Raw genomic sequence first — 22,595 nt, forward strand, 5'->3', positions numbered from 1 at the left:
TGAACCCGCGCTCGGCCCCGGCCCGCGCGTCGGGACCGTTCTGGATTACTGAAATTATGAGAAGTCTATTCATCAGCCCATGGTTTGCCGGGTGCGTTCTGGCGAGCACGGCCCCTGTCAGCGCTCAGGTCGCCGACATCGATGCCGCCACCGACCAGACCATTGTCGTCACCGCGAACCGGACGGCGCGTGCGCTGTCACAGGTCGGCGAGTCTGTCGCGATCATCGGCGAGGAGGAAATTACGCGCCGCCAGTCTACCGAGACGCTCGATATTCTGCGCACCGTGCCGGGCCTGACGTTCAATCGAAACGGCGGTATTGGCGGCAGCGCCTTTGTCAGCATTCGCGGCGCCAATACTGATCAGACCGTTGTGCTGATCGATGGTGTGAAGCTGAACGATCCCGCATCGCCCGGCGGCGGTTTCGATTTCGGCCCGCTATTGACCGGAAATATTGCGCGCATCGAGGTCGTGCGCGGTTCGCAGTCGGTGCTGTACGGCAGCCAGGCCATTGGCGGCGTGATTAACATGATCACGCGCGTGCCGACAGACGACCTGGCCGTTACGGGCCGTGCCGAATATGGCGAACGGAACAGCGCGCAGCTGATCGGCAATGTGTCAGGCCGTGCCGGTCCCGCCGCCATCAGTGTTGGCGGCGGCTATGCAAGGACGGACGGCATTTCTGCCTTTAACGCAGCGGGCGGTGGGCAGGAGGCCGACGGCTTCGAAAGCTACGGCGCGAATGCGAAAGTCGGTGTTGAGCTGACAGAGGCGCTTTCCGTCGATCTTCGCGGTTTCTACGCCGACAGCACGACCGAGATTGATGGCTTCGGCCTTGGCGGTTTTCAGGACACGCTCGATGAAAGTCATCGCCGGGACCTGGTTGGCTATGCCGGTCTGAACGCGGCGTTCCTGGACGGGCGGTTCCGCAATCGCATCGCCTTTGCCTATACGAACATCGACCGGCTGAATGTCGATGGCAGCGGCGCGGACACGTTCGAAGCGGAGGGCGAGAACCGCCGCTTCGAATATCAGGGCGTCTTTGACGCGACTTCGTTCGCGCAGCTGATCTTTGGCGCGGAGCGCGAGACGTCGGAATTTCGCACGGTCAGTTTCGGTGGACCGGCGTCACGCGCGAACACATCCATCGACAGCGCCTATGCGCAGCTGAACCTGACGCCTGTGACCGGCCTGTCGCTAACCGGCGGCGTACGGCATGACGATCATGAGACATTTGGCGGGGAGACGACGTTTGCCGCGAGCGGTGCCTATACACCGAATGATGGCGCGACGGTTCTTCGGGCGAGTTATGGCGAGGGCTTCAAGGCACCGTCGCTGTTCCAGTTGTTCAGCGATTTCGGCAACCGCACGCTGACACCCGAAACCGCATCGACGTGGGACATTGGTGTCCGTCAGAACCTTTTGGACGGCCGCGCCGAAATCGGCATTACCTATTTCAGTCGGCAAGCCCGGAACCAGATCGTCTTTGCCAGCTGCTTTGGCGTGACCGATGCGATCTGCGACAATCGCCCCTTCGGTACCTATGACAATGTGGACAGCGCGAGCGCGGAAGGCGTCGAGATCGGTCTGGCCCTGCGTCCGGTGGACGGCTTCGACCTCAGCGCGAGCTATTCGCTCATCGATACGCAGGATGACGAAACCGGCGAGCCGCTGGCACGGCGGCCAAAGCATCAGCTCAATATGGTTGCGGACTACGCATTCGACTTCGGCCTCAAGATGGGTGCGACCGTGCTGCATGTCGGCGAGAGTTTCAATGGCGGTTTCTTCAATCAGCGCCTGGACGGTTATGTTGTCACGGATGTGCGCATGGCCTTTCAGCTGAAAGACGGCCTTGAACTGTTCGGCCGCGTGGAGAATGTGTTTGACGAGGAGTATGAGACCGTCTTTCAATATGGCTCACCCGGCCGCACGGTCCTTGGCGGCATAAGGATGGCCCTGTAGCGGGCGATGACGGTTCGGCTGCCTCTCCTCATGATCCTCGCGCTGGCGGGATGTGCAGGGGAGGCTGTGCCCGCAGCCGATGGGCCGCGCCGGATTGTCAGTCTGGATTATTGTGCTGACCAGTATGTCCTCAAATTCGCCGCGCGCCGGGACGTCCTCGCTTTGTCGCCTTTTGCCGAGGCAGACTTTTCCTATATGCGTGAAGCCGCGGCGGGTCTGCCGACCGTGCGCCCGCGCGCGGCAGACATATTGGCACTGCAACCCGATCTGGTCGTCCGTTCCTATGGCGGCGGCGCGCAGATGGCGGGCTTTCTGAAACGGGCAGGTGTGCCCGTCGTGCAAGTCGGCTATCCGGGCACCATCGCCGATGTCCGCAGCGAAATCGCACGCATGTCGGCGGCGCTCGGCAATCCGGAAAAAGGGCGAACGGTAATTGCGGATATGGATGCGCGTCTTACGGAAATCGCGAGCCGGAAAGGGCGCAGCGCGCTTTACATGACACAGCTGGGCGCGACGAGCGGTACGGGCACGCTGGTCAATGATATCATCGAAGCGGCGGGCCTCCGCAATTTCGAGGCCCGCTGCGGCTGGCATCCGATCCCGCTGGAACGGCTTGCCTATGAAAGCCCCGACATCGTCGCGGCGGCATTTTTCGATGAAGATGGAGACGATGTCGACAGCTGGAGTGCGGCCCGGCATCCGGTCGCGAAGCGGCAATTGGAGCGCCGCGCGGCCGTGCCGATCTCGGGCGCGTGGACGTCATGCGGCGGTTGGTTCCTGATGGACGCTGTCGAGCGTCTTGCCGAGGCAGCCGAAGAATGACACGGTCCGCCCTTATTCTGTGCGCAGCGTGGCTTGCCGCGATGGCGACCGCGATCATGTTCGGATCGGTGCCGCTCGGCCCCGAACGTGTTTTGGCCGCGGTATCCGGTATGGGCAGCGCAGGCGACCAGATCGTCATATGGCAGATACGCCTGCCGCGCGCGCTGGCGGCAACTCTGGTGGGCGCCGCGCTTGGTATGAGCGGTGCGGCACTGCAAGGGCTCCTTCGCAATCCGCTTGCCGAGCCGGGGGTGCTTGGCGTTTCCGCCAGCGCCGCGCTCGCAGCGACGACGGCGCTCTATTTCGGACTGGTCAGCGCAGGACCGCTCGTATTGCCGCTGGCCGCGATCACCGGCGCGCTCGCCGCCACCTTCATCGTCGCCGCGGCGGCGATCAGGACGCGCTCCGTCGTCACGCTGATCCTGATCGGTGTCGGTCTGTCGAGTTTCGCCGGGGCGCTGATGGCGCTTTTGATGAATCTCGCACCCAATCCGTTTTCGCTCGCGGATATGGTGAACTGGATGTTGGGCACGGTGGCAAATCGCAGTCTTGATGACCTGATGATGTCGGCGCCGTTCCTGATCGCGGGCATGGCCATGCTGATGAGCCGCCGCCGCGGCCTTGCGGCGCTCAGCCTGGGTGAAGAAGCCGCCGAAGGGATCGGCCTTGACCTTCGCCGCCAGCGGCTGATGGTGATCCTCGGGGCCGGTCTTGCGACGGGCGGCGCTGTCGCACTAGCAGGCGCCATTGGCTTTGTCGGCATTGTCGCTCCGCACCTTGTTCGGCCCTTTGTCAGATATGATCCGGCACGGCTATTGCTGCCGTCTGCGATGCTGGGGGCGGTGATGCTCGTTGTCGCCGACATTGGCGTGCGCCTTCTGCCGACGGATGCGGAACTGAAGCTGGGCGTGGTCGCCGCGCTTGTCGGTGCGCCGGTCTTCATCTGGATCGCTGCGCGCCGCAGGAGCGTGGGCGCATGACGATCCTGTCCGCCATGGGCCTGAGCTATCGTGCAGACGAACGCGCGCTGGTCGACAATGCATCTTTCCAGCTTGGCGAAGGCGGTTTTACCATGCTGATCGGGCCAAACGGGTCGGGCAAGACGACCTTGCTTCGTCTGGCGCTCGGCCTGCTGCGGCCGGCCGCCGGCCGTGCTCTGCTTTGCGGGAAGGATATGTCGGCGCTGCCCGCCGCTGCGCGTGCCCGCAGCGTTGCGTATCTTCCGCAAGGGCGCAGCCTGGCATGGCCCCAGCCCGTTCGTGACGTCGTGGCGCTGGGCCGTTTTGCCCATGGCGGTGCCGTGGGCCAGCTGGCAGCGGCTGACAGGCAGGCGATCGAGATGGCCATGCAGGATTGCGGGCTGACCGGGTTCGAGAACCGCGCGGTCGATACGCTATCGGGCGGCGAACTGGCGCGTGTACATATTGCGCGCGCGCTTGCAGGCCAGGCGCCGTTGCTCATGGCTGATGAGCCGATCGCCGCGCTCGACCCGCATTATCAGCATGACGTGATGCAGCTATTCCGCACGCTGTCGCGCAGCGGGCGGACGGTGCTCAGCGTCGTGCACGATCTTGGCCTTGCCGCGCTTTACGCCGACCGGCTGATCTGGATGCAGGGCGGGCGGATCGTGGCTGACGGTTCCCCGGCGGACACGATGACAGCGGCGCGGCTGCGCGACGTGTTCGGGGTGTCAGCCGAGGTTCGGCAGACGGCACATGGCCTTCAGGTGGATATCCATGGTGCCGCGTGATCCCGGGGGCGTCAGGCCAGACCGATCTCGCGCAGACGCTGTTCCAGAAAATTCTGCGCCGTAATCGGCTCAGGATAACGATTTTCCCGTCCGTCCAGACATGAAGGCAGCGTCTCAATCAGGAAATCAGGGCGGAAGTGCAGGAAGAACGGCATGGAATAGCGGGCATTGCCTCGCCGCTCCGGTGGGGGATTGACGACCCGGTGACTGGTTGATGGCAGTACATCATTGGTCAGGCGCGACAGCATGTCGCCAATGTTGACAACCAGCGCGCCGGGCGGCGGCGCGACCGGCAACCACCTGCCGCTCCTGTCCTTCAGTTCCAGACCGGCCTCTTCCGCGCCCAGCAATAGCGTTATGGTATTGATATCCTCATGCGCGCCGGCCCGGACGCCAGGTGCGTCGACGGATATGGGCGGGTAGTGCAGTAGACGAAGCACTGAATTCCCGTCCGTCACGCCGTCCCGCAGCAGGTCACGGCCAATATCAAGATAGTCGGATATGCCGTCGAGAATGCGGATACCCGCCTTGTCGAGGGCATCGAACAGGGCGGCGAACGTCTGCTCGAATCGCGCGACCTCCTTTGGCCAGATGTTCGGCGGCATTATCTCCGCATGTTGGTGATCCGCGGGAAGCGCGCGGCCGATATGCCAGAATTCCTTCAGATCATGTGCCTTCGCGTCCTTGGCGATTTCGGTGCCAAAGGGCGTGAATCCGCGCGCTCCGGCGGCACCCGGCACGTGGTAGGCGCGCTTCACATCCTCCGGCAGGGCGAAGAAGACGCGCATGTCCTCTTCTGCCTGTGCGATCAGATCGGCAGGCACGCCATGGTCTGCGATGACCGCAAAGCCATATTCGCGAAACGAGGCGCCAAGGCGCTCGGCAAAGCCGGCGGCGTCTTTGTTTTGCAGGTCAAGCGAAAGGGCGGGCAGCACGGTTTCGGTCATGCCGGCATCATTATAGGGAAAGTATCATCCCTGCCAGCGCTGCACTCATCAGGTTTGCGAGCGATCCGGCCAGCAATGCGCGCAAGCCAAGTCTGGCAATGACTGGCCTTTGATTCGGAGCCAGACTGCCGGTGACCGCCATCTGGATGGCAATGGAGCTGAGATTGGCGAAGCCGCAAAGCGCGAACGTCACGACAGCGACGGTACGCTCGCTCAGCGTGTCCTCGACGGCGCTTAGCGAGATGAACGCGACGAATTCGTTCAGCACGATCTTTTCGCCAAAGAGGCTGCCAGCCGTGCCTGCTTCCGCCCACGGAATGCCAAGCAGATACATGATCGGCGCGAAAATATAGCCCAGGATCTGCTGAAAGCTCAGGCCCTCGGCGCCGATCAGGTCGCCGATCCAGCCGCAAATGCCATTGGCCAGCGCGATCAGGCCCACAAATGCAAGCACCATGGCACCGACAGCAACAGCGATCTTGAGGCCGATCTGCGCGCCTTCGGCGGCGGCCATGATGATGTTGGCGGGCTTTTCGTCCTTCTCAAGTTCCAAATCGGCCTCGGGTTCGACAATCGGGCCTGGCGGATCCGGCATGATGAGCTTCGCCATCAGGATTCCGCCCGGTGCGGACATGAAGCTGGCCGCGAGTAGATAAGGCAGTGCCCGGTCGCCAAGCAGCGCGGCATAAGCGGCCAGGATCGTACCTGCGACACCGGCCATGCCGACGGTCATGATCACGAACAGCTGTTCGGGCGCCAATGAGCGCAGGAACGGCTTCACTGTCAGCGGCGATTCCGACTGGCCGACAAAGATATTCGCCGCCGAACATAATGCCTCGACACGGGAAATGCCGGTGATGAATTTCAGGCCGCCGCCGACCCAGCGGATGACAATCTGCATGATACCAATATGGTACAGAACCGAAACCAGCGCCGCGAAGAAGATGATGACGGGCAGGGCCGCGATCAGAAAGCTGCTGCCGCCGATTTCCGGCGACGCCAGCGGTCCGAACACGAAATTCGTCCCAGCCTGCGCGTAGCCAAGCAGGCTCGAGACGCCGCGCGAAAGGCCGCCGATCGCGGCGCGGCCCCAGGGCGTGTAAAGCACCAGAATTGCCATGCCCGCCTGTAACAGGAATGCGGGACCGACTGTCCTGATGCGGATGGCGCGGCGGTTGGTGGAAAACAGGATCGCCACCGCGATGATGGCCAGCATTCCCAGAAGTGCGATCACCAGATCATCCCCGCTTCAGTGCCCGCTCCTTCGCCAAGGGCGTCGATCAGTTCGTTGATATTGTCCGACACGATCAGCTTTTCACGCCGCTTCGCCGACATGAAACCTTCTGTCGTGACTCTGTCCAGAAAGCTCGCCAGTTCGTTCCAATAGCCGTTGATGTTAAGCAGGCCGAACGGTTTCGAGTGATAGCCGAGCGCATTCCAGCTCCACGCCTCGAACAGTTCGTCCAATGTACCGATCCCGCCCGGCATGACGATGAACCCATCGGACAATTCGGTCATCAGCGCCTTGCGCTCGTGCATGGTCTCGACCTTGTGAAGCCGGGTGAGGCCGGTGTGCGCGACCTCCAGTTCGACAAGGGCGCTCGGAATGACGCCGTCCACCTCGCCGCCCGCGACGAGGGCGCTGTCGGCGACCATGCCCATCAGGCCAAGCCGTCCGCCGCCATAAACCGTCCCGATACCGCGCATGGCGAGCGCGGTGCCGACAGCCCTTGCGGCCTCCGCATAAGCCGGACGCGCACCTTCGCTCGATCCGCAATAGACCGCGACCCGTTTCATATGCGCAAAAACCCCCGCCCTCATTTTTGAGGCATTGTCATGCCGTGTCGGTCTGCGCCCGTAAAGCCGCCCGCGGTCAGGCGAGCCGCAAGTCCCGGCGCAGGCCGCGCTCCGATGGCGCAGATCACGTCCGCCGCCGCTGCCGCGCCCAGCCGCAGGCAGCTGCGCTCGTCCTGCCCATTGGCTTCGGCGGCGAGATAGCCTGCCGCGAAGATATCGCCAGCGCCCGTCGTGTCGCGCAGCTGCAAGCAGTCGACCGAAGCGGCCTCTGTCACGCCGTCCGCCGTTACCGACAGCGCGCCGCCCCGCCCACGGGTGACCACCGACAGGGGAACCAGCGCGCGCAGCGCGGCCACGGCGTCATTCAGCGTCGTCTCCCTTGTGAGCGCCAGCACTTCTTCCTCATTGGCGAATAATTGATCGATTGCGCCGTCCGCCATCAGGGCGAGCAGGTCATGGCGGTTATTTTCGACCATGCGGATTGCGGCGAGCGTGAAGGCGATACGGCGGCCGGCGGCCCTCGCGATCTCAATCGCGCGGCGCATGGCAATGCGCGGCACCGGCTGATCCCAAAGATACGCCTCCAGCAGGATCGTTTTCGCCGCTGCGATTTCGGTTTCGTCCGTTTTGGTGAGCGCCAGGGTTTCGGACGCACCGCGCCATGTGTTCATCGTACGCTCGCCGTCCGGCGTGACGAAGATGAGGCAGCGGCCCGTCATGGGCGGTCCGGGCTGCGGCGGCTTTGGCATTGCCGCGCCGACGGCGACAAGGTCGCGGGTAAACAGGTCCCCCATCTCGTCATCGGCGACCTGTCCGATAAAGGCGGCGCGCCCGCCCAGCATGGCAAGGCCCGCCATTGTGTTCGCAGCCGAACCACCTGCCACGGCGTTCCGGTGCGACATCAATGCTTCGAGGCGTGCGGCCTCCGCTTCGCTCGTCATCACGCGCATCTGACCATGGACCATGCCTTCATCGGCAAGCAGGTCAGTGGTCGCCGGGCTGAGAATATCGACCATGGCATCGCCAAGGGCGAGCGCGTCGTAGCGAATGTCCGTCATGCCATCCGCTTAGGCGGCCCGGTGCCGCGTTGAAAGCGCGCTTTCCTCCACCGTCCAGCCGCGTTACGAACTTGTGATGGTGCCTTCACGTTCGCTCTTCGCAATTTCGGTTTTTTATGGCGGCATGACCTGCATTGCGGGCGTGCTTGGCAATAAGCTGGTCGCGCTCGGCCCGCTGGCGGTGGAGGCGGGCATTTTCGCCTTTCTGCTGCTCGTTGTGATGTCGAGCGTCGTTGCGGAAACCGCAGGGCGCGCGACGGCAAACCGGCTTGTCATATTCGGTTTCATTCCGCTGATTATTTCCATGTTACTGATCCGCCTGGTGCTTGCCTTGCCGCCTGCGGAGTTCTGGGAAGAAGAACGGCGCGCCGCTTTCGATATCATTCTGAACCAGTCATCGCGCCTGATGCTGGCGGGAATGATCGCCTATGGCGTATCGCAATTGCTCAACGTGTCGATTTTCGCGTGGCTGAAGGGCAAGGCAGGGGCGGGCAGCCGCTTCGCCTGGGCACGCGGCCTGATTGCGGGCGTGCTCAGCCAGACCGTCGATACGGTTCTGTTCATTACCATCGCGTTTTACGGCGTCGAGCCTATCGAGCTGATCCTGCCCGGACAGCTGATTGCGAAAATCGTGCTGACCGCGCTTCTGGTACCGCCGCTGATCCAGCTCGGCATCGCGCTGTCGCGGCGTGTCGATGGTCCTGCGATAGGGAAGCAGCCCGCTTAGGCCTCAAACAAGAAGGCAGCGATATTCGAGGCGGGCGCATCGCTATCTGCTTCGCGCCTGTCAAGCGCGGACATTCGCACGGAGACGAGTCGATGTCTCAATATCGGCGACCGAAAAAAAAGCCGCCTTCCGGTAGGAAGGCGGCCTTAATTGCCTGCTATTGGCACCGCTACTAGAACTCGTAACGAACACCTAAAACAATGCGCCAGGTAGAAGAGCTGACCGTTACGTCATTGTCGTCATCCGGATTGAAATCGGAGATGATGTAACGGCCTTGGTCGTCAACACCGCCATCGACAATGTCGACCAGCTCTTCACGTGAGCGCAGCTCGTTCCACTCACCGTTCAGGAGATTCAGAAAGTTATCGACATCGGCAAACACTTCGATGCGGTCGTTGCCGCCAAAGAGAGTACCAGGGCCGGGCAGTTCCTGCGCCAGACGCAGGTCGAGGTCGAAATACCAGTCGTTCCGGCAGCTATTGGCGCGGATCGACGTTCCGCGAGCATCCTTGGCGCAGCTCAGTTTGTCGATATAGCTGTTGAACATCATTTCAGTCTCGGCCGCCGTTTGGACAACGGTATCTACACCGTCGATCTCACGGATGGTGTCGACATATACGACATTCGTATCGCCCTGACCTGTCGGGATGTAAAGTAGCGCATTGTCCTCACCTGAAGATGCGTCGGCAAAAACGCCGCCACCATCGAATGTCAGGCTGTACGGACGACCCGAACGTGCTTGGAAGAAAAGGCCGAGCTCAGTTGCATAGTCTTCGAAGAACTGCTCTTCAAACCGGGCAGCGAACGTAATGTTGTGCCGCGTTTCATAGGTTGAGGTGCGCGTTGCTGGGTTCTGACGGTCGAAAGCCGCTGTTCGGTCGAAGCCGGAAGTTGCCGTCGAGTTGTCGTTCGTGCGGCGCTCTTCGGCGTCAGTGAAGGCATAGCCAAAGTTCATCGTAACGCTACCGCCCTCTGTGAAAACACCGCGGTCAAAGTTCTTTTGAAGGATGAACGATACCGCATGGCTGTCGAAACCACCGGCATTGGTCAGCTGAATTTCGTCGTCGCGGCGTGTGCCGAAGCAATCCGCCGTGACATTATTATAGACCGGCGATGTGCCACCGTCACCGACAAGGTTGGCGTTGCAGCCGTCGTTCAGCGGGTCAATCGGGCGCAGGATCGGACGACCGTCAACGGTAAAGCCGCCAATGCCACGGGAAGGATCGGGAATCTGCGATAGATCGACAAAGTTATACGGGTCGCGGAAACGGCTGTAGATATAGTCTATTTTCGCGGTCCAGTCGTCAAAGAACCCGCCATTTCCCGAACCGAAGTCGGTCGAAAAGCCGATATTGGCACGCAGCACTGTTGGAATTTTGATGTTCTGATTGGTCGACTGTGTGTCGGCGGAGCCGGCGCTTGCACGTTCGGATGCATTCTCGACAGCACACTGCGGGAAGCCTGTAAACTGACCTCCTGCCAATACATTGAAGCTGCCATCGTCATCCTGCAGGCCTGCGCAATTGCCACTGAACGTGCTACCGCTTGCCGTTGAGAAGCCATTGTTGGAAAACGCATTGGAGAACCAAACCGTTGGATCGCCGCCAGCGAAAAGGCCAACACCGCCGCTGACCTGCGAGTTGTACATAAACCCATCATTGTTGAAATCATAGGTAGCTGCAAGACGTGGCAGGAACAGTGGCTCTATGCGCGAGAAAGGCGTTGCATTCGAGATGCCATAGCGCTCGCGGAACTGCGGATTCTGGCGCGGCGCGTCTCCATCATACAGATCAACACGGGCACCGGCGAGGATACTCAATTGGTCGGTGACCTGCCAATCGTCCTGCGCGTAGAAAGTGTAGATCTGGCGTTTGAACGTTGCGGCTGCGTCATTGATGTCGCCGCTGGGCGATGCGTTGATGGTGCCGCCACCAATCAAGCCACCAACGAGATTTTCGCCAACGTCGCCGAAGACGGACGAGAAAAAGCCCGGTGCGACGCGGCCCGCTGCGAAATCGTCGAGATTTCGGAAGTACAGCGTGCCGGTTGCATTGATCGCAAACAGGTTGAAGACCTTGAGGCCATTATATTCGGCGCCGACTGTAAAATTGTGATCGCCAGCGTTCAAGCGCGCGGCGACCTTGAACTGGTCAACCGTAGTGTCGAGCTGGTTCGCGGAGCGGAAGATACCTGGGCCATCGGATAAGAATCCTGCCTCGCCATCGGGGCCGACAACGCCGACTGCCAGACGGACGCGCGGGTCGGCGGATTGAGCTTCGCCGCCACCTACAGGCCCCTGAATATCACCAACCTCGGAGCGTGAAAAGCGAACTTCGGTAGAGAAATTATCAGTCCAGTTCGAGAACAGGCGCGCCGAGTAATAGTCCGACACGGTCCCTTCGACCTCGAAGCTGTTCAGGCCGGTGTAATTATTGTCGTCGAAATCGGTTTCGACATTTTCTTCCTCGAGGCGTTGATAGGTCAATTCCAAGCGGTGGTCGTCGGTCAAATACGCATCAAGGCGACCGAAATAGCGAACACTCGATTCTGGCAGGGCGCGCGGGGCACCGCCACTGTCGCGACCATAGGAGGAGGACAGGATGCTCGAGAAGCGATCAAACTGATTCTGCGTCACAAAGTCCGCATCATTTGGGAAGCCGCCACCGTCGGGGCCAAAGTCTTGGCTATCACCAAGGTCCGTCTCCTCATAGCCGCCGAAAAAGAACAAGCGGTCCTTGATGATCGGCCCGGAGAACGTGGCACCCCAGCGCTTTTCTTGGAAGTCCGCCGGAATGAATTCCTGACCACCTGCTGTATCGCCGCGGAGACCGCCGTCGCGATAGGTAAAGAAGGCTGAGCCGTGGAAATCATTTTCGCCAGACTTTGTGACGACATTGATCGCACAGCCTGTGAAGGAGCCATATTCAACGTCGAACGGTGCGAACTCAACGGTCGTCTCGCGCACGGCATCAAACGGAATCGGCAGTGCATTGCGAGCCGCAAATGGCGTGCCATTCAAACCAAATACGTCGGCCTGCGCAATGCCGTCGACGGTAAAGGCGTTCGTGCGGTCATTGCCGCCGAGGCAAGAAATGCGGTCGACTTCATTGTCACGGTCTAGGCTTACGCGCGGGTCAATGCGAATAAGGTCGCGAATGTCTCGGGAGATACTGGGCAGTGCTTCAAGCGTCTCTATGCCGAAGGACTGGCCGGGGCCAACGGCCAACTGAGTCTGCCGGGCACGCGTACCGGTTACCACAATGGTGTCTTCGGCGACTTCGGAGGATGTAGCCGCCAGTGAGAAGGCAAGTTCGGTTGCACCCGAGAGTGTTGTGTTGATGTTTTCGAGCGTCTGACCTTGGAAGCCGGATGCTGTCGCTGTTACCGTATATGGACCACCGGTTGTCAGATTGCCTGCATTGAAGCGGCCCTGACTGCCGGTCGTCAACGTGCGCATGGAGCCAGTACGCTCGTCGCGAACCGTGACGGTGGCACCGGCGACGGCCGCGCCGTCTTCGCCTGTAACAGTACCTTCGATGGACGACGTAATTTGCTGCGCATGGACTGGCGCGGCGATCATGGCGGCCGGTGCGACAAGCGCGGTGGCGGCAAGCAGTAATTTCAGGTGACGCATGAGGGGGGTCCTTGCATTGGGTAAAGTGTGGCACTTGAGGAGAATGTTGCTGGCCTAATTATGCTGCGGTGCAGCGTAGGCTTGAGCGTCCGCGTAGAGGCCGAACGTGACAGCTTCTTTACAAAGATTGTTTTGGTAACTTCTGTTGCCGATCGGCAACAAGGGTGACATGCGACGAGTGGGGCCAAGCGGAAATTCGAGATGCGACAATTCAAGGGCAAGGCATTATGAAAGAACGTGAAATTTTTTTGCTGCGACGCGCTTGCGACGCAAGAATGCAGGCTTATGCGCCCTATTCGAACTTTCATGTGGGCTGCGCCATCGAGGCGACCGATGGCCGAATCGTGCTTGGCGCCAATGTCGAAAATGCCTGTTACCGGCTCGGTCAGTGCGCGGAACAGGTCGCGCTTGGCGCGGCGCAGCAGACATTTGGTATGGATAGTATCGCGCGCATCGCAATCGTCGGCGGGCCGGTGGAGACGGCAGGTGGCGGCGCGCTTATCACGCCCTGCGGCGGTTGCCGCCAGGCCATCGCCGAGGCCCAGGCCTTGTGCGGCGCGCCGATCGAGATCATCTGCGGCAATGCCGATGGCAGCGCATGTTCGCGGCACACCCTGCCGGAACTCTTGCCGGGTGCTTTCACGCTGACGCAGAGGTGAGACGCAGGGGTCAGTCCAGAAGGGCTGCCGCGGCCTCGATCGTCTTGCGGAAGTTGCGCGGGATCATTGATCCGACAATCATCTCGATTGCGGAAGTTGCGGCCCCGCGCCAGGCCACGGGAATTCTTGACAGCGCGGCGGGGTCGACATCGAATTCGCCCGTGAAGACGGCCTTTGTGCCGCGGCCGCCCATTGCTGTTTCGAAGCGTGTCGTCCCCGCACACCGAATTGCGCCAGGCATGAAAAAAGGCTCGATCCGCCACGTGCATTGGGTCAGGTCCGCTGTCCACAGGGCGTGATCGTTCCAGCCGAGCCTGTCGCCCGGGATCGCCTGTCTGACCGCGCTGGGGAGTTTCGGGTCCACCCGCCATTCATTGACGAGCCGCAGGCAGCCGTCCGCAATCTCCTCCCGATCCGTGACCCTGATGCTCGTGACATCGGCAAGCGATGGTGCGATCTCCGGCAGCCGGTCGCGAACAGCGGTAGCAATGTCCCGCAGAGGTTTTCTGACGCCGACGAGCGTGCTGAATGGTTTCACACTGCCTCCCGTTCCAGCGTGCGCTCTGCTGCATGCCGCGCCGCGCGCGCCGCATGGACCTTCCTGTCGAGGCGCATGTTGATGCGCGTCTCACGCGATACATGCGGTCCGGCTGATAGCCAGGCGAGCGCTCCTGCCAGGGCGTCCCGCGCGCTTTGCGGGCGGTAACCAAGCGCGGCCGCCGCCCCATGATCATACCAGTAATACCGCCCGACCATGGCGGCTTGTGTCCGCGTCGCGAGCGGCGCCCTGCCAGTGACGAGCGCGCGCACCTCTTCCGCGGCGGCAATGATCTGGCAGGTGAGGGCGCTCGCCATGTGCCGCGGCGGTTCGACACCTGCCAGCTGTGCGATCATCGTGTGGATCGCAAGCCAGGTCAGATTTTCCGAACCAAGTATATAGCGTCCGCCCGCCGCGCCGCGCTCCGCGAGCAGCAGGTGCCCGTCGGCGACGTCCTGAACGGCGACGATATTGCAGCCGCCCGCCCAGCTCAGCTTCAGCGGATCGGCAAGATAGCTTGTGATGACGCCGTTGCTCGGCCCCAGCGCGCTGCCATAGGCGCCGACGCTCATGGTGGGCAGAGCGAACACGACCTCCACACCGGCCTTTCCTGCGAAATCGGCGGCGGCTATTTCCTGCGCGATCTTCGCGCCGACATAGCCTGGCTGTCCGGCATCGTCTGGATCCGCGACGTCTCCTTCATTGCGCACGATCGGCTTAAGCCCTGCGCCCAGCGTGACGGACGAGGACGTTATGACGACACGCCGAACGCCCGCCTCCTGCGCGGCCCTGATGACATTGCGTGTGCCGTCCACGGCCGTTGCCTGCATGGCGGCGTTGTCATGGCCCCAATAGCTGAAATGAACGGCCGTGTGGAAAACGACGTCGCAGCCGGACATGGCCCGGGCGAGCGACTCGATATCCGTGACATCGCCGATTGAGAGAGGTGCAGGTAAATCGGAAATGTAGCTGACATCGGAGGTCGCCCGCACCAGACCAAGAGCCTGGTGCCCCTTGCGGATAAGCGACCGCAGAAGATTGGCGCCGATCAGGCCGTTCGCACCTGTTACCAGCGCTTTCACGACCGTATCCCAAGATCGACAGCCACTGCGCGCGTCATGTCGTTGAGCAGGCCACTGACGGCGCCGCGGGTCATCCTGACATCGGCTTCGCCCCCCGCCCGCCCACTAAAATGGCGCAGACCGTCAGCGTCGATGCGCGTCGGCACCGGCTGATCCTTGTGGTTCCCGTCTACGCGGCTGCGCAATGCCTCGATCCAGTCGTCAGGAAGGTCGTCACGCAGCCGTTCGGCAATGGCGGCAAGGCTGTCCACAGGAAGCGGCTCTTCGGCGTCAATGCGCGCGGCAGGCTTGCCGATACGCACATCGCGCCCCTCCAGAACGGCCTCCAGATTGGCAAATGTGCGGCTCGCGAAACGGCGGTACGCGTCGGTGACCAGCCAGTCGTGCAGCGCCGGAAACCGGCTGAGATCGATGGCCTCAACCAAAGCGGGCTGCCGGAAGTGCTGCCGCGCGAAGATCGTGACGACGGTGTCATCGCCCACGCCAGCAAATTCGACCAGCCCATCGTCCGCGAGCGCGGAGTCATTTTCACTGAACAGTGTCTGCCAGGCCATGGACTGGCGTCCGGCACCATATCGGATCGTTTCGATCTTCGTCACATCAATGACGCTGCCGCCAAGCAGTGCCGTGAAATTTGGTTGCGGCAGATACAGATTGCGTTCCAGCTGCCGCGTCACACGGCCTTCTGTATCGCGTGCGACGGTCAGGGCCTCGCCGCCAATATAGTCGTTCATGAACTGGATGGTGCGATTGACCGGGACGGCAGCCGCGAAGACGCCGAGCGGCAGCGGGAACCTGCGCACGCAATCGAACAGGACCGCATCGTCGATCATCCGCCAGCGCAAACCCTCCTCATCCGCGATGCATCCGCGCAGCAGCGCGCGCTGCCGCGCGATGGCGGGCGCGATTTTCCGCCATTCGGCGTCATCGATATTCTCGGCGCGTACGTTCAGCGCCGCCGGGCTGCGAATGATGGCATCCTTCGCGAACATGGTCTGCCACGCCGTTCGCGCCTCCGCGAGTTGAGCGAGGATGAGCCCGAGCAGCGCGTAGGTGCCGCGCCCGGGCGCCGCGTCCGCCGATAAAAACTGCCGCAGCCAGCCGTTCAGACGCGCATTTGCCTCATTCCGAAACGGAAACAGCGCTTCGTCCACCGCTTGCAGGACCGGAATTGCGCTGCGATCGAGGGCGGCGTCTTTTTGCCGTCGCCGCGCGGCATCCCGCGCCCTTGGTGACACGTTTATCCAGTCGGCATAGGGACGCAGCGATCCGATCATCGCATCACCGTCATCGCCTGGCACCTGCCACAGCCGAGAGACGTTTGGATCCAGACCCATTTTCAGCGCGCCAACCTGATCCGCCTGATAGGGGTCGCGCGCGACGATGATCGTGTGCGTGTCCAGCGGTAGCGGCTGGCTGCATCCGCCCTCACCGTGGCTGCTGACACAGCCATCGATGAGGGCGAGATCGACGGGCGCGGCGGCGAGGAGGGCGCGCACGACCGCGCCCGGATTTCGCTGCCGCACGTAGAGGCTGTCCTTGTCACGGCCGGGCAATACCGACAGCAGCGTACCCAGTGTCAGCGCAAAGCCATCCGCCACGTCCGTACGATTGGCGGCGAAGACGATCCGGAACGCCGCGTTCTGCCAAATCGCGGATAGCGGCACGCCGCAAAGCACGCCGTCCTCCGGGAACGGCGACTCCTCCGCATCTTCCGACAGATCGACAATATCATAGTCCCGGCCCGCGGGCGTTACGTAGCGATAGCCGAGCAGGTCTGCGCGCATGAACACGTCACGATTTTCCGCCCACATAGCATCGCTGCTCTCCGTCGTGCCGATGACGACGGAGTCTGCGCCGAGGGCGTAGAGATGATCGGCCAGATGTTCGACCAGCGCCGGGTCCGTCATGGCAGGCGAGCGTTTCGCAAATCCGGCCATAGCAGGCACGATCACGACCTGGCGATTGCTGTCTTTTGCCTTGAGGGCCGCGCGGACCAGCCGATCGAGCGAGATGGCCGCCGCCGCCCGGTCGAGAAGATGCGCAGGCTGCGCCGCCGCATCTGTCACCACGGCAATTGCGGGCGGCGGGGTCGTCAAGCGGCGTCTACGGCCAGGTTCAGGCGCAGTACCATGTCGTCAAAACCGTCCACGACGGCCTGCGCGGCGTAAGTCTCGCCAGCGTTCACTGTCCGGCCGTCCAATTTTACCGAGACGGCGATCTTCCGCTCGCTACCGGGCGGCAATGTGCAGGTCGGCGGATCAAACGAGGGCGTCAGCTTGGTCACGCGGGCGTCGGTGGAAAAGGCGGTTGCCGCAAAGCCGATGGTGACTTCGGCGTCACGCGGGTTTTCAATCAACATGTCTGCCGTCGCGGTTTCGCCGATCTTTCCGGACAGCATCAGGTCATGGACCGCACGCTGGCTGCCGGGCGATGTGCGGGCGCCCTTCGCGGAAAGCCCCGCCATCCGCGCGACGCCGCTTGCATAGTCCGAGGCCAGGTCAAGCAGTTCTCCGGGATATTTCACCGCTTCTTCCGCCGTCAGCCTAAGAGCGGCGCTCGCCGTCTTGCGGACGTCTGTGCGGCCCGCGCCATAATCGGAGAGGATTTGCCGATAGCCGTTCAGCGCGCCAACGCGGCGGCCCGCCCAGCGGCGGGCGAGTTCGGAGAGCAGCTCACTGACGTCTGCGATGGTTTCGGCAGCGCCTGGCGCTTCCTGCGCACGCTTTTCCATCAGCAGCAGGCCTGGCAGCAGTCGACCCGGTATGCGCCGCATTCGCAGGGCAGCACGGCAACGGCGATCCGAATGGGCCGCACATCGCAGCCCTTCATACGCAGGTCGGCATAGCAGACCACACAGCTTTCCACGTCCTCGGGAAGTCTGGCCGTCGTTCCGGTCGAATCATTGAGGCTTGCGATGCCCGCAATGCTGACGACCAGCATCAGCTTGTGCTCGCCGCAGGGTTCGATGGTGAACTTCAACGGGTCGGCAATGCGTCCTTCGATCTTCAGCTTGCTATCGCCGCAAGCCCAGTCGGACAGTTGCACCTCAATGTCTCTTTTGCGGCGCCATTTGTTCTCGATGATAATCGGAATGACGCGCTGTTCGCCAACCCTGGCCTCGATCACCAGGTCGCTGTCAGCGACGCAGCAGGTGCATCCGCAATCGTCGGTTTGGCAGTCGTCTTCACAGGCACAGCCATTTGCATTTCTGGTCCGCCTTGTTGTGCCCGTCCTACGCGCGATCATGTCCTCGACGCCGCCGCGCCAGCTGTCAAAGGCGTCTGTCCATGGCCGCATCACGTCGCGCGCCAGGGTTTCTATCGCCGCCACCGGATCTGCATTTGCGCTGATGGGTGACTGTCTTATGATTTGGGTCTGCATGGGATCAGCTCCTCTTCCTTTTTCCGCCGCCGGAGGTAGCGGGTTTGCGTAGATCAGGCTTGATGGCAGTGATGACGGCGATCTCGATTTCCGCGGCGTAGACGGGGACAAAAGCGCGGTACCGGCGAACCGGATCCAGCTTCGCATCCCAACTTGCCGAAAGGCGCGCGCAATGGGTCTGCCCCGGCGACAGGGTGAAGGGCCCCGCGGGCATGTCGATCGTGATAAGGCCGATTTCGGTCAGGACACGCGGCGCCCTGCTAAGCGCAGCGGTCAGGACGGCAAGAGCGGAATCAGCGCTTGACTGGTCCGCCGCCAGTGGGTCTTCCCGGCCAAGCGGATAAGCACCTCTGACATCGACCGGCAGCGAAACATTGCCGCGGTTTTCAAAGCTCACCATGGCCTCGCTGATGCGGGACCGGCCGGTGTCGATCACGACGGGGGCAGGGCGAATCCGTAGGGATACGTCCTCGACGATACCGAAGGACACGTCGCGCGCCAGGCCTGCGATGTCTATCGATGCCACATAGTCGCCCGGCGGCATGTTCCGGTCGAGCCTTAGCGACACATCACCGGTCGCTATGTTGCCATTTCCTCTCAGGTTCAGCGGTGCCGCGCTCGCGGCGTAGCTGTTGGCAGTCTTGGCTTCGGCTTTGTTGCTAACGGGTTTCACGCTCTTCACGCGCACCGGTTTGGCTACATTGATGTCACCGATTGTCTTCATTTTCATCGTGACGGGAAAGTTCAATGCCGCGCGCCGCGAAGATGTCGAGAGCGACGTCTTTTCGGGCCAGTCGATCAGTTCGAGGTCGTCAGTTGCCATGGCTATTTACCCAGCCTGACGCGCAGCCCGCCGGATTTCTGTTTTGGCTTGGCGAGCTTTATGAACGGGGCCTTTGGCAGGTCGGAAATATCAATGCGTGCCTCTCCCTCCAGCGTGACGCCGACGACTTCCACACCGAACAGGCGCAGCCCCACATGCTGGCGGCTGGGCAGGCAGATGCGGGTCGGCGGCAGCGGCGCCAGCGACAGACGCAGACACTGGTCAAGAACCACCGGTTGCAGGTCGACATTCGCGTTTACGTCCGACGTTGCGGTGATGTCCGACGCGCTGTCCAGACGGAGCTTGCTGTCGGTCTGGATCATATCGGGAATGCGCAGCGTCAGCTCGGATTCGACTTCCGCCTCCGTCCTGATCGGGTCGGGGAATCGGATGCGGACATCGTCGAGGCCGGTGATGTCGACATTTACCGGACCGCTATTCACCGTAATCGGATCATAATTTACATCGACATCCGCCATATCTTCCCTCCGGAAACGTACATTTGGTTCAGTTTCGTTTCTTGTCTTTTCCGACGTCCGGCCGGTCAGCCATAGGTCACCTGCAAGGCAGCGCTGGGCAGCGCCACCATCAGGCCCAGCAGGCTTCCCGCGATCAAGTCAGTCGGATAATGATGTCCCGCTGCCAGACGCGCCCAGCCGACCATCAGCAGAAGCGCGGCCATCGCCGGTAACAGCGTCGGCACGGCGACGCACAGCGGCGTCAGGACCGCGACGCAGCTCATCATGTGCCCGCTTGGAAAGCTGAAATCGTCGAGGGGAGGCAGCAAGGACGGGATCGATGGGTCGTACCTGAATGGTCTGCGCCGACAATAACGGCGCTTGATCAGTGGATAAATCAAGTGACCGAATGCCATGGCGACGGCCGCGCCGGCTACCGCGCCCGGCATGCCGTACCATAGCCAGAAAGCCGCGCCGATAATCAGATACAAGCTGCCATTTGCGAGCCGATTGGCGGCAAGCGCGAACATACGAATGGCTGGCTGTCGCATCTGCCGCGTGAACCAGCGTACGGTATTGATTTCCCTGGCGTTACCTTCAGCCAGAATATGCACTACCGGAGCGCGCGCCGTGCGTGCATGCGCACGCATTCGGCCAGCAAGCTCGGACGATTCAGTCAATCTTGTCATACTACCGCCTCAGTCAAGATGGTGTTTGGCAAGCAATTCAACAGACGAACGAACAGTCACGTATCAGAAAAGAGTCGCAAAGTCAGCATAGTGCCGATAAAATATTTGATAACGTATGCGTAACCTCTTTATTCTCTTGAAGTGAGCACAGCGTCATGCGTGATTATCCACTTGTTTTCTACGTCGCTCTCGACGGGAACGGAGTGAATGGTCTTGAGGGTATGGCGGGCATGTGCATGTTCCTGTTCAATCCCGCAGACGACAGCTACGCGTGGAAAATCCTGTACTATGACGGCATTGCGGCCGGGCATGCCTGCGCGATCAATCCTTCCGCAACGACCGGATTTCTGGGCAATGCCGGACAGCATTTGCTGTTTTTCGATCCGGAGACGCTGGAGGAGCAGGCCCGTATATCGACATTGCGTTTCGAAACGCCGCGCACATCACTTCATGGCAGCACGCATCTTGCCTGGCTGAACGATGACGAATTCATCACCGCCATAGGTGCGCATTTTTACCGCTTTTCCCTTGGCAGACTTGACGAGCCCGCGCAGCTGGAACCGCACGGGGTGAAGTTGCCGCACGCCATGAAGCTGACCCCGTCCGGGCGCTATCTTTGCTATGGCTCAATGGACAGCCCTGCGGACGGTCGGCGCGGCGAAGCCTGCCATGTCGGCGTCCGTGATATGGAAACGGGCGAGATCCGCATCGTGCCGCTGCCTGCGACGTGCTGGCATGTCCTGCCGCACAAAAGGAAGGAACTGTTTTACGCCATATCTTTCCGCGTCGCTCCGCAGGACCATCAGGATTATCACGAATGGGGCATGGCCTATCTGAAGGAATATGTATTTGAAATCGACCCGGCGGCGGGAAAGGTCGTGCGGCACTGGGCGACCGGGCGGGAAACCCCCGCGCACATCAATTCGGACATCACCATGTCGGACAGCGAACTGATCTTCTGCAATGGCGGCAGTCAGTCGGTGATCTTCCTGGATCTTGACGGGCTGGCGCGGTTCCGGATGATCGACGAGAAGGCCAGTCTGGCAGACCTCAGCCAGCGCCCGCGAGAGGTTGTGACACAGGTCTGCGATACGTTCGTCCGAGGCAATATATTCAGCAATTCCCAGCATTTTCTTGGCGCGCTGCGCGTCAGCCGGGGGTCGCTTCTCGATAGTGTCTATGGCTGCCAATTGTCGGCGGATCAGAGCCTGCTGTTCACGGCCAATCGCGGAATGAACCATATCAGCATCTACAATTATCCGGACAACAGCCTGCGTCTTCGCGTCCCCATGCCGGATCTGCAGGAATTCGTCCCGTCGCTATCGGCAAAGGCTGATCCGCGGCTTGGCTTCCACCATGCCGCGCTGATCGGCTGAGCCCGGTACGGCAGAACCGGTGCCGGGCCCAGTCCAGGCCCAGCCGGACGGTCCCCCGCATCCATGTTCACCGGGCTGGCACGATGAACCTTCCCCGATCGCCATGTGACAGGTGTTCGCGCGGCGGAAAATCTTTATCTAGCTGCAAAGTCGGAGACGAGGGGGATGGTTCTTGCAGTATGATGACGTGATTTTCGGTCGGCGGAGTATTCGCGGATACAAGGCCGATGCCGTGCCGCGCGCGCTGATCGAGGACATTCTCAAACTGGCGATGCGCGCACCTTCGTCGATGAATACCCAGCCCTATCATTTCTACGTCATCACTGGCGATGCGCTTGACCGAATACGCAAGGGGAACACCGAGCGGATGGCGGCGGGCGTTCCGCAATCGCGCGAATTTCGAACGGGCGAGGCGTTTGCGGGCGCGCACCGCGAGCGGCAGATCGGCGTCGCCAAGCAGCTCTTCTCGGCCATGGGCATCGCGCGCGAGGATCAGGATGCGCGCCAGAACTGGGTCATGCGCGGCTTTCGCCAATTCGACGCTCCTGTCTGTGTCATCATCACATATGACCGCGAACTTGCCGGCAGCGACGATACCGCGTTCGACTGCGGTGCGGTCGCAACCGCGCTTGTCAATGCCGCCTGGTCTCGTGGACTGGGCGCGGTCATCAACAGTCAGGGCATCATGCAATCCCCGGTGGTTCGTGAACATGCCGGGATCGCCGATGATCAAGTGATTATGAAAAGCATTGCGCTCGGCTGGCCGGACCATGATTTTCCGGCGAACGCCGTAATATCCGAACGGCGCCCGGTTGAGGAGGCAGCCATGTTTGTCGGTTTCGATGACGCCTGCTGAGATGTTTCACCGGTAACTTTCCCTGATGGACACG

21 protein-coding genes are annotated in these 22,595 nt (G+C 61.6%); 8 read left to right on the forward strand and 13 right to left on the reverse strand.

Going from position 1 to position 22,595, the window contains the following annotated elements; all coding sequences use genetic code 11:
• Positions 1–56: 56 nt before the first annotated feature.
• The 4 genes from KCG44_RS13415 to KCG44_RS13430 are packed head-to-tail and all read left to right on the forward strand — an operon-like array spanning position 57 to position 4,533.
• Positions 57–1,961 (forward strand): TonB-dependent receptor plug domain-containing protein, encoded by a 1,905-nt coding sequence (locus tag KCG44_RS13415; protein WP_218446629.1) that lies wholly within the window; start codon positions 57–59, stop codon positions 1,959–1,961.
• 6 nt (positions 1,962–1,967) lie between these two features.
• Positions 1,968–2,783: an ABC transporter substrate-binding protein gene (locus tag KCG44_RS13420; protein ID WP_218446630.1), complete on the forward strand. Its 816-nt coding sequence runs from the start codon at positions 1,968–1,970 to the stop codon at positions 2,781–2,783.
• Positions 2,780–3,763, forward strand: coding sequence for a FecCD family ABC transporter permease (locus tag KCG44_RS13425; RefSeq protein ID WP_218446631.1), 984 nt, complete (start codon positions 2,780–2,782; stop codon positions 3,761–3,763). Before KCG44_RS13420 ends, KCG44_RS13425 begins: the two co-directional genes overlap by 4 nt.
• The gene (locus KCG44_RS13430; RefSeq protein ID WP_218446632.1) at positions 3,760–4,533 is read left to right on the forward strand and encodes an ABC transporter ATP-binding protein; all 774 of its coding nucleotides are present in this window, start codon (positions 3,760–3,762) and stop codon (positions 4,531–4,533) included. Before KCG44_RS13425 ends, KCG44_RS13430 begins: the two co-directional genes overlap by 4 nt.
• An 11-nt stretch (positions 4,534–4,544) precedes the next feature.
• Here KCG44_RS13430 and KCG44_RS13435 read toward each other — a convergent pair whose 3' ends face one another.
• Genes KCG44_RS13435 through KCG44_RS13450 form a run of 4 tightly spaced genes read right to left on the reverse strand, consistent with a single transcriptional unit; the run spans position 4,545 to position 8,335 of the window.
• Positions 4,545–5,480 carry an isopenicillin N synthase family dioxygenase gene (locus tag KCG44_RS13435; protein WP_218446633.1) on the reverse strand — a complete coding sequence of 312 codons (936 nt, stop codon included), beginning with the start codon at positions 5,478–5,480 and terminating at the stop codon, positions 4,545–4,547.
• Positions 5,481–5,490: 10 nt separating this feature from the next.
• Positions 5,491–6,696: a NupC/NupG family nucleoside CNT transporter gene (locus tag KCG44_RS13440; RefSeq protein ID WP_218446731.1), complete on the reverse strand. Its 1,206-nt coding sequence runs from the start codon at positions 6,694–6,696 to the stop codon at positions 5,491–5,493.
• 14 nt (positions 6,697–6,710) lie between these two features.
• Complete coding sequence (locus KCG44_RS13445; protein WP_218446634.1) at positions 6,711–7,277, reverse strand: LOG family protein; 567 nt, start codon at positions 7,275–7,277, stop codon at positions 6,711–6,713.
• A 20-nt stretch (positions 7,278–7,297) separates the two neighbouring features.
• Positions 7,298–8,335 (reverse strand): adenosine kinase, encoded by a 1,038-nt coding sequence (locus KCG44_RS13450; RefSeq protein WP_218446635.1) that lies wholly within the window; start codon positions 8,333–8,335, stop codon positions 7,298–7,300.
• A 76-nt stretch (positions 8,336–8,411) separates the two neighbouring features.
• Here KCG44_RS13450 and KCG44_RS13455 point away from each other — a divergent pair, with 76 nt between their 5' ends.
• Positions 8,412–9,062 (forward strand): queuosine precursor transporter, encoded by a 651-nt coding sequence (locus tag KCG44_RS13455; protein ID WP_218446636.1) that lies wholly within the window; start codon positions 8,412–8,414, stop codon positions 9,060–9,062.
• Positions 9,063–9,234: 172 nt separating this feature from the next.
• On the opposite strand, the gene KCG44_RS13460 is transcribed toward KCG44_RS13455, so the two are convergent.
• On the reverse strand, positions 9,235–12,696 hold the full coding sequence (locus tag KCG44_RS13460) for a TonB-dependent receptor (RefSeq protein WP_218446637.1): 3,462 nt from the start codon (positions 12,694–12,696) through the stop codon (positions 9,235–9,237).
• Positions 12,697–12,923: 227 nt separating this feature from the next.
• Here KCG44_RS13460 and KCG44_RS13465 point away from each other — a divergent pair, with 227 nt between their 5' ends.
• On the forward strand, positions 12,924–13,355 hold the full coding sequence (locus KCG44_RS13465; protein WP_218446638.1) for a cytidine deaminase: 432 nt from the start codon (positions 12,924–12,926) through the stop codon (positions 13,353–13,355).
• Positions 13,356–13,365: 10 nt separating this feature from the next.
• Here KCG44_RS13465 and KCG44_RS13470 read toward each other — a convergent pair whose 3' ends face one another.
• The 8 genes from KCG44_RS13470 to KCG44_RS13505 form a co-directional block, all read right to left on the reverse strand.
• A complete protein-coding gene (locus KCG44_RS13470) occupies positions 13,366–13,893 on the reverse strand; it encodes a hypothetical protein (RefSeq protein WP_218446639.1) in 528 nt (175 codons plus the stop codon).
• Positions 13,890–14,975, reverse strand: coding sequence for an NAD-dependent epimerase/dehydratase family protein (locus KCG44_RS13475; RefSeq protein ID WP_218446640.1), 1,086 nt, complete (start codon positions 14,973–14,975; stop codon positions 13,890–13,892). The genes KCG44_RS13470 and KCG44_RS13475 overlap by 4 nt, the downstream gene beginning before the upstream one ends.
• On the reverse strand, positions 14,972–17,074 hold the full coding sequence (locus KCG44_RS13480) for a DUF362 domain-containing protein (protein WP_218446641.1): 2,103 nt from the start codon (positions 17,072–17,074) through the stop codon (positions 14,972–14,974). Before KCG44_RS13480 ends, KCG44_RS13475 begins: the two co-directional genes overlap by 4 nt.
• Positions 17,071–17,709, reverse strand: coding sequence for a hypothetical protein (locus KCG44_RS13485; protein WP_218446642.1), 639 nt, complete (start codon positions 17,707–17,709; stop codon positions 17,071–17,073). Before KCG44_RS13485 ends, KCG44_RS13480 begins: the two co-directional genes overlap by 4 nt.
• Positions 17,709–18,359 (reverse strand): hypothetical protein, encoded by a 651-nt coding sequence (locus KCG44_RS13490; protein ID WP_218446643.1) that lies wholly within the window; start codon positions 18,357–18,359, stop codon positions 17,709–17,711. The genes KCG44_RS13485 and KCG44_RS13490 overlap by 1 nt, the downstream gene beginning before the upstream one ends.
• A gap of 4 nt (positions 18,360–18,363) precedes the next feature.
• Positions 18,364–19,182, reverse strand: a complete 819-nt coding sequence (locus tag KCG44_RS13495) for a hypothetical protein (RefSeq protein WP_218446644.1) — start codon at positions 19,180–19,182, stop codon at positions 18,364–18,366.
• A 2-nt stretch (positions 19,183–19,184) separates the two neighbouring features.
• Positions 19,185–19,661 (reverse strand): hypothetical protein, encoded by a 477-nt coding sequence (locus KCG44_RS13500; RefSeq protein WP_218446645.1) that lies wholly within the window; start codon positions 19,659–19,661, stop codon positions 19,185–19,187.
• A gap of 65 nt (positions 19,662–19,726) precedes the next feature.
• Positions 19,727–20,329: a phosphatase PAP2 family protein gene (locus KCG44_RS13505; RefSeq protein ID WP_218446646.1), complete on the reverse strand. Its 603-nt coding sequence runs from the start codon at positions 20,327–20,329 to the stop codon at positions 19,727–19,729.
• 155 nt (positions 20,330–20,484) lie between these two features.
• On the opposite strand from KCG44_RS13505, the gene KCG44_RS13510 reads away from it, so the two are divergent.
• Both KCG44_RS13510 and KCG44_RS13515 read left to right on the forward strand, forming a co-directional pair.
• Positions 20,485–21,705, forward strand: coding sequence for an NHL repeat-containing protein (locus KCG44_RS13510; RefSeq protein ID WP_218446647.1), 1,221 nt, complete (start codon positions 20,485–20,487; stop codon positions 21,703–21,705).
• Between the two features lie 172 nt (positions 21,706–21,877).
• Positions 21,878–22,561: a nitroreductase family protein gene (locus KCG44_RS13515; protein WP_218446648.1), complete on the forward strand. Its 684-nt coding sequence runs from the start codon at positions 21,878–21,880 to the stop codon at positions 22,559–22,561.
• Positions 22,562–22,595: the final 34 nt, after the last annotated feature.

This window comes from Pacificimonas pallii (genome assembly GCF_019204005.1).
GTDB classification, from domain to species: Bacteria; Pseudomonadota; Alphaproteobacteria; order Sphingomonadales; family Sphingomonadaceae; genus Pacificimonas; species Pacificimonas pallii.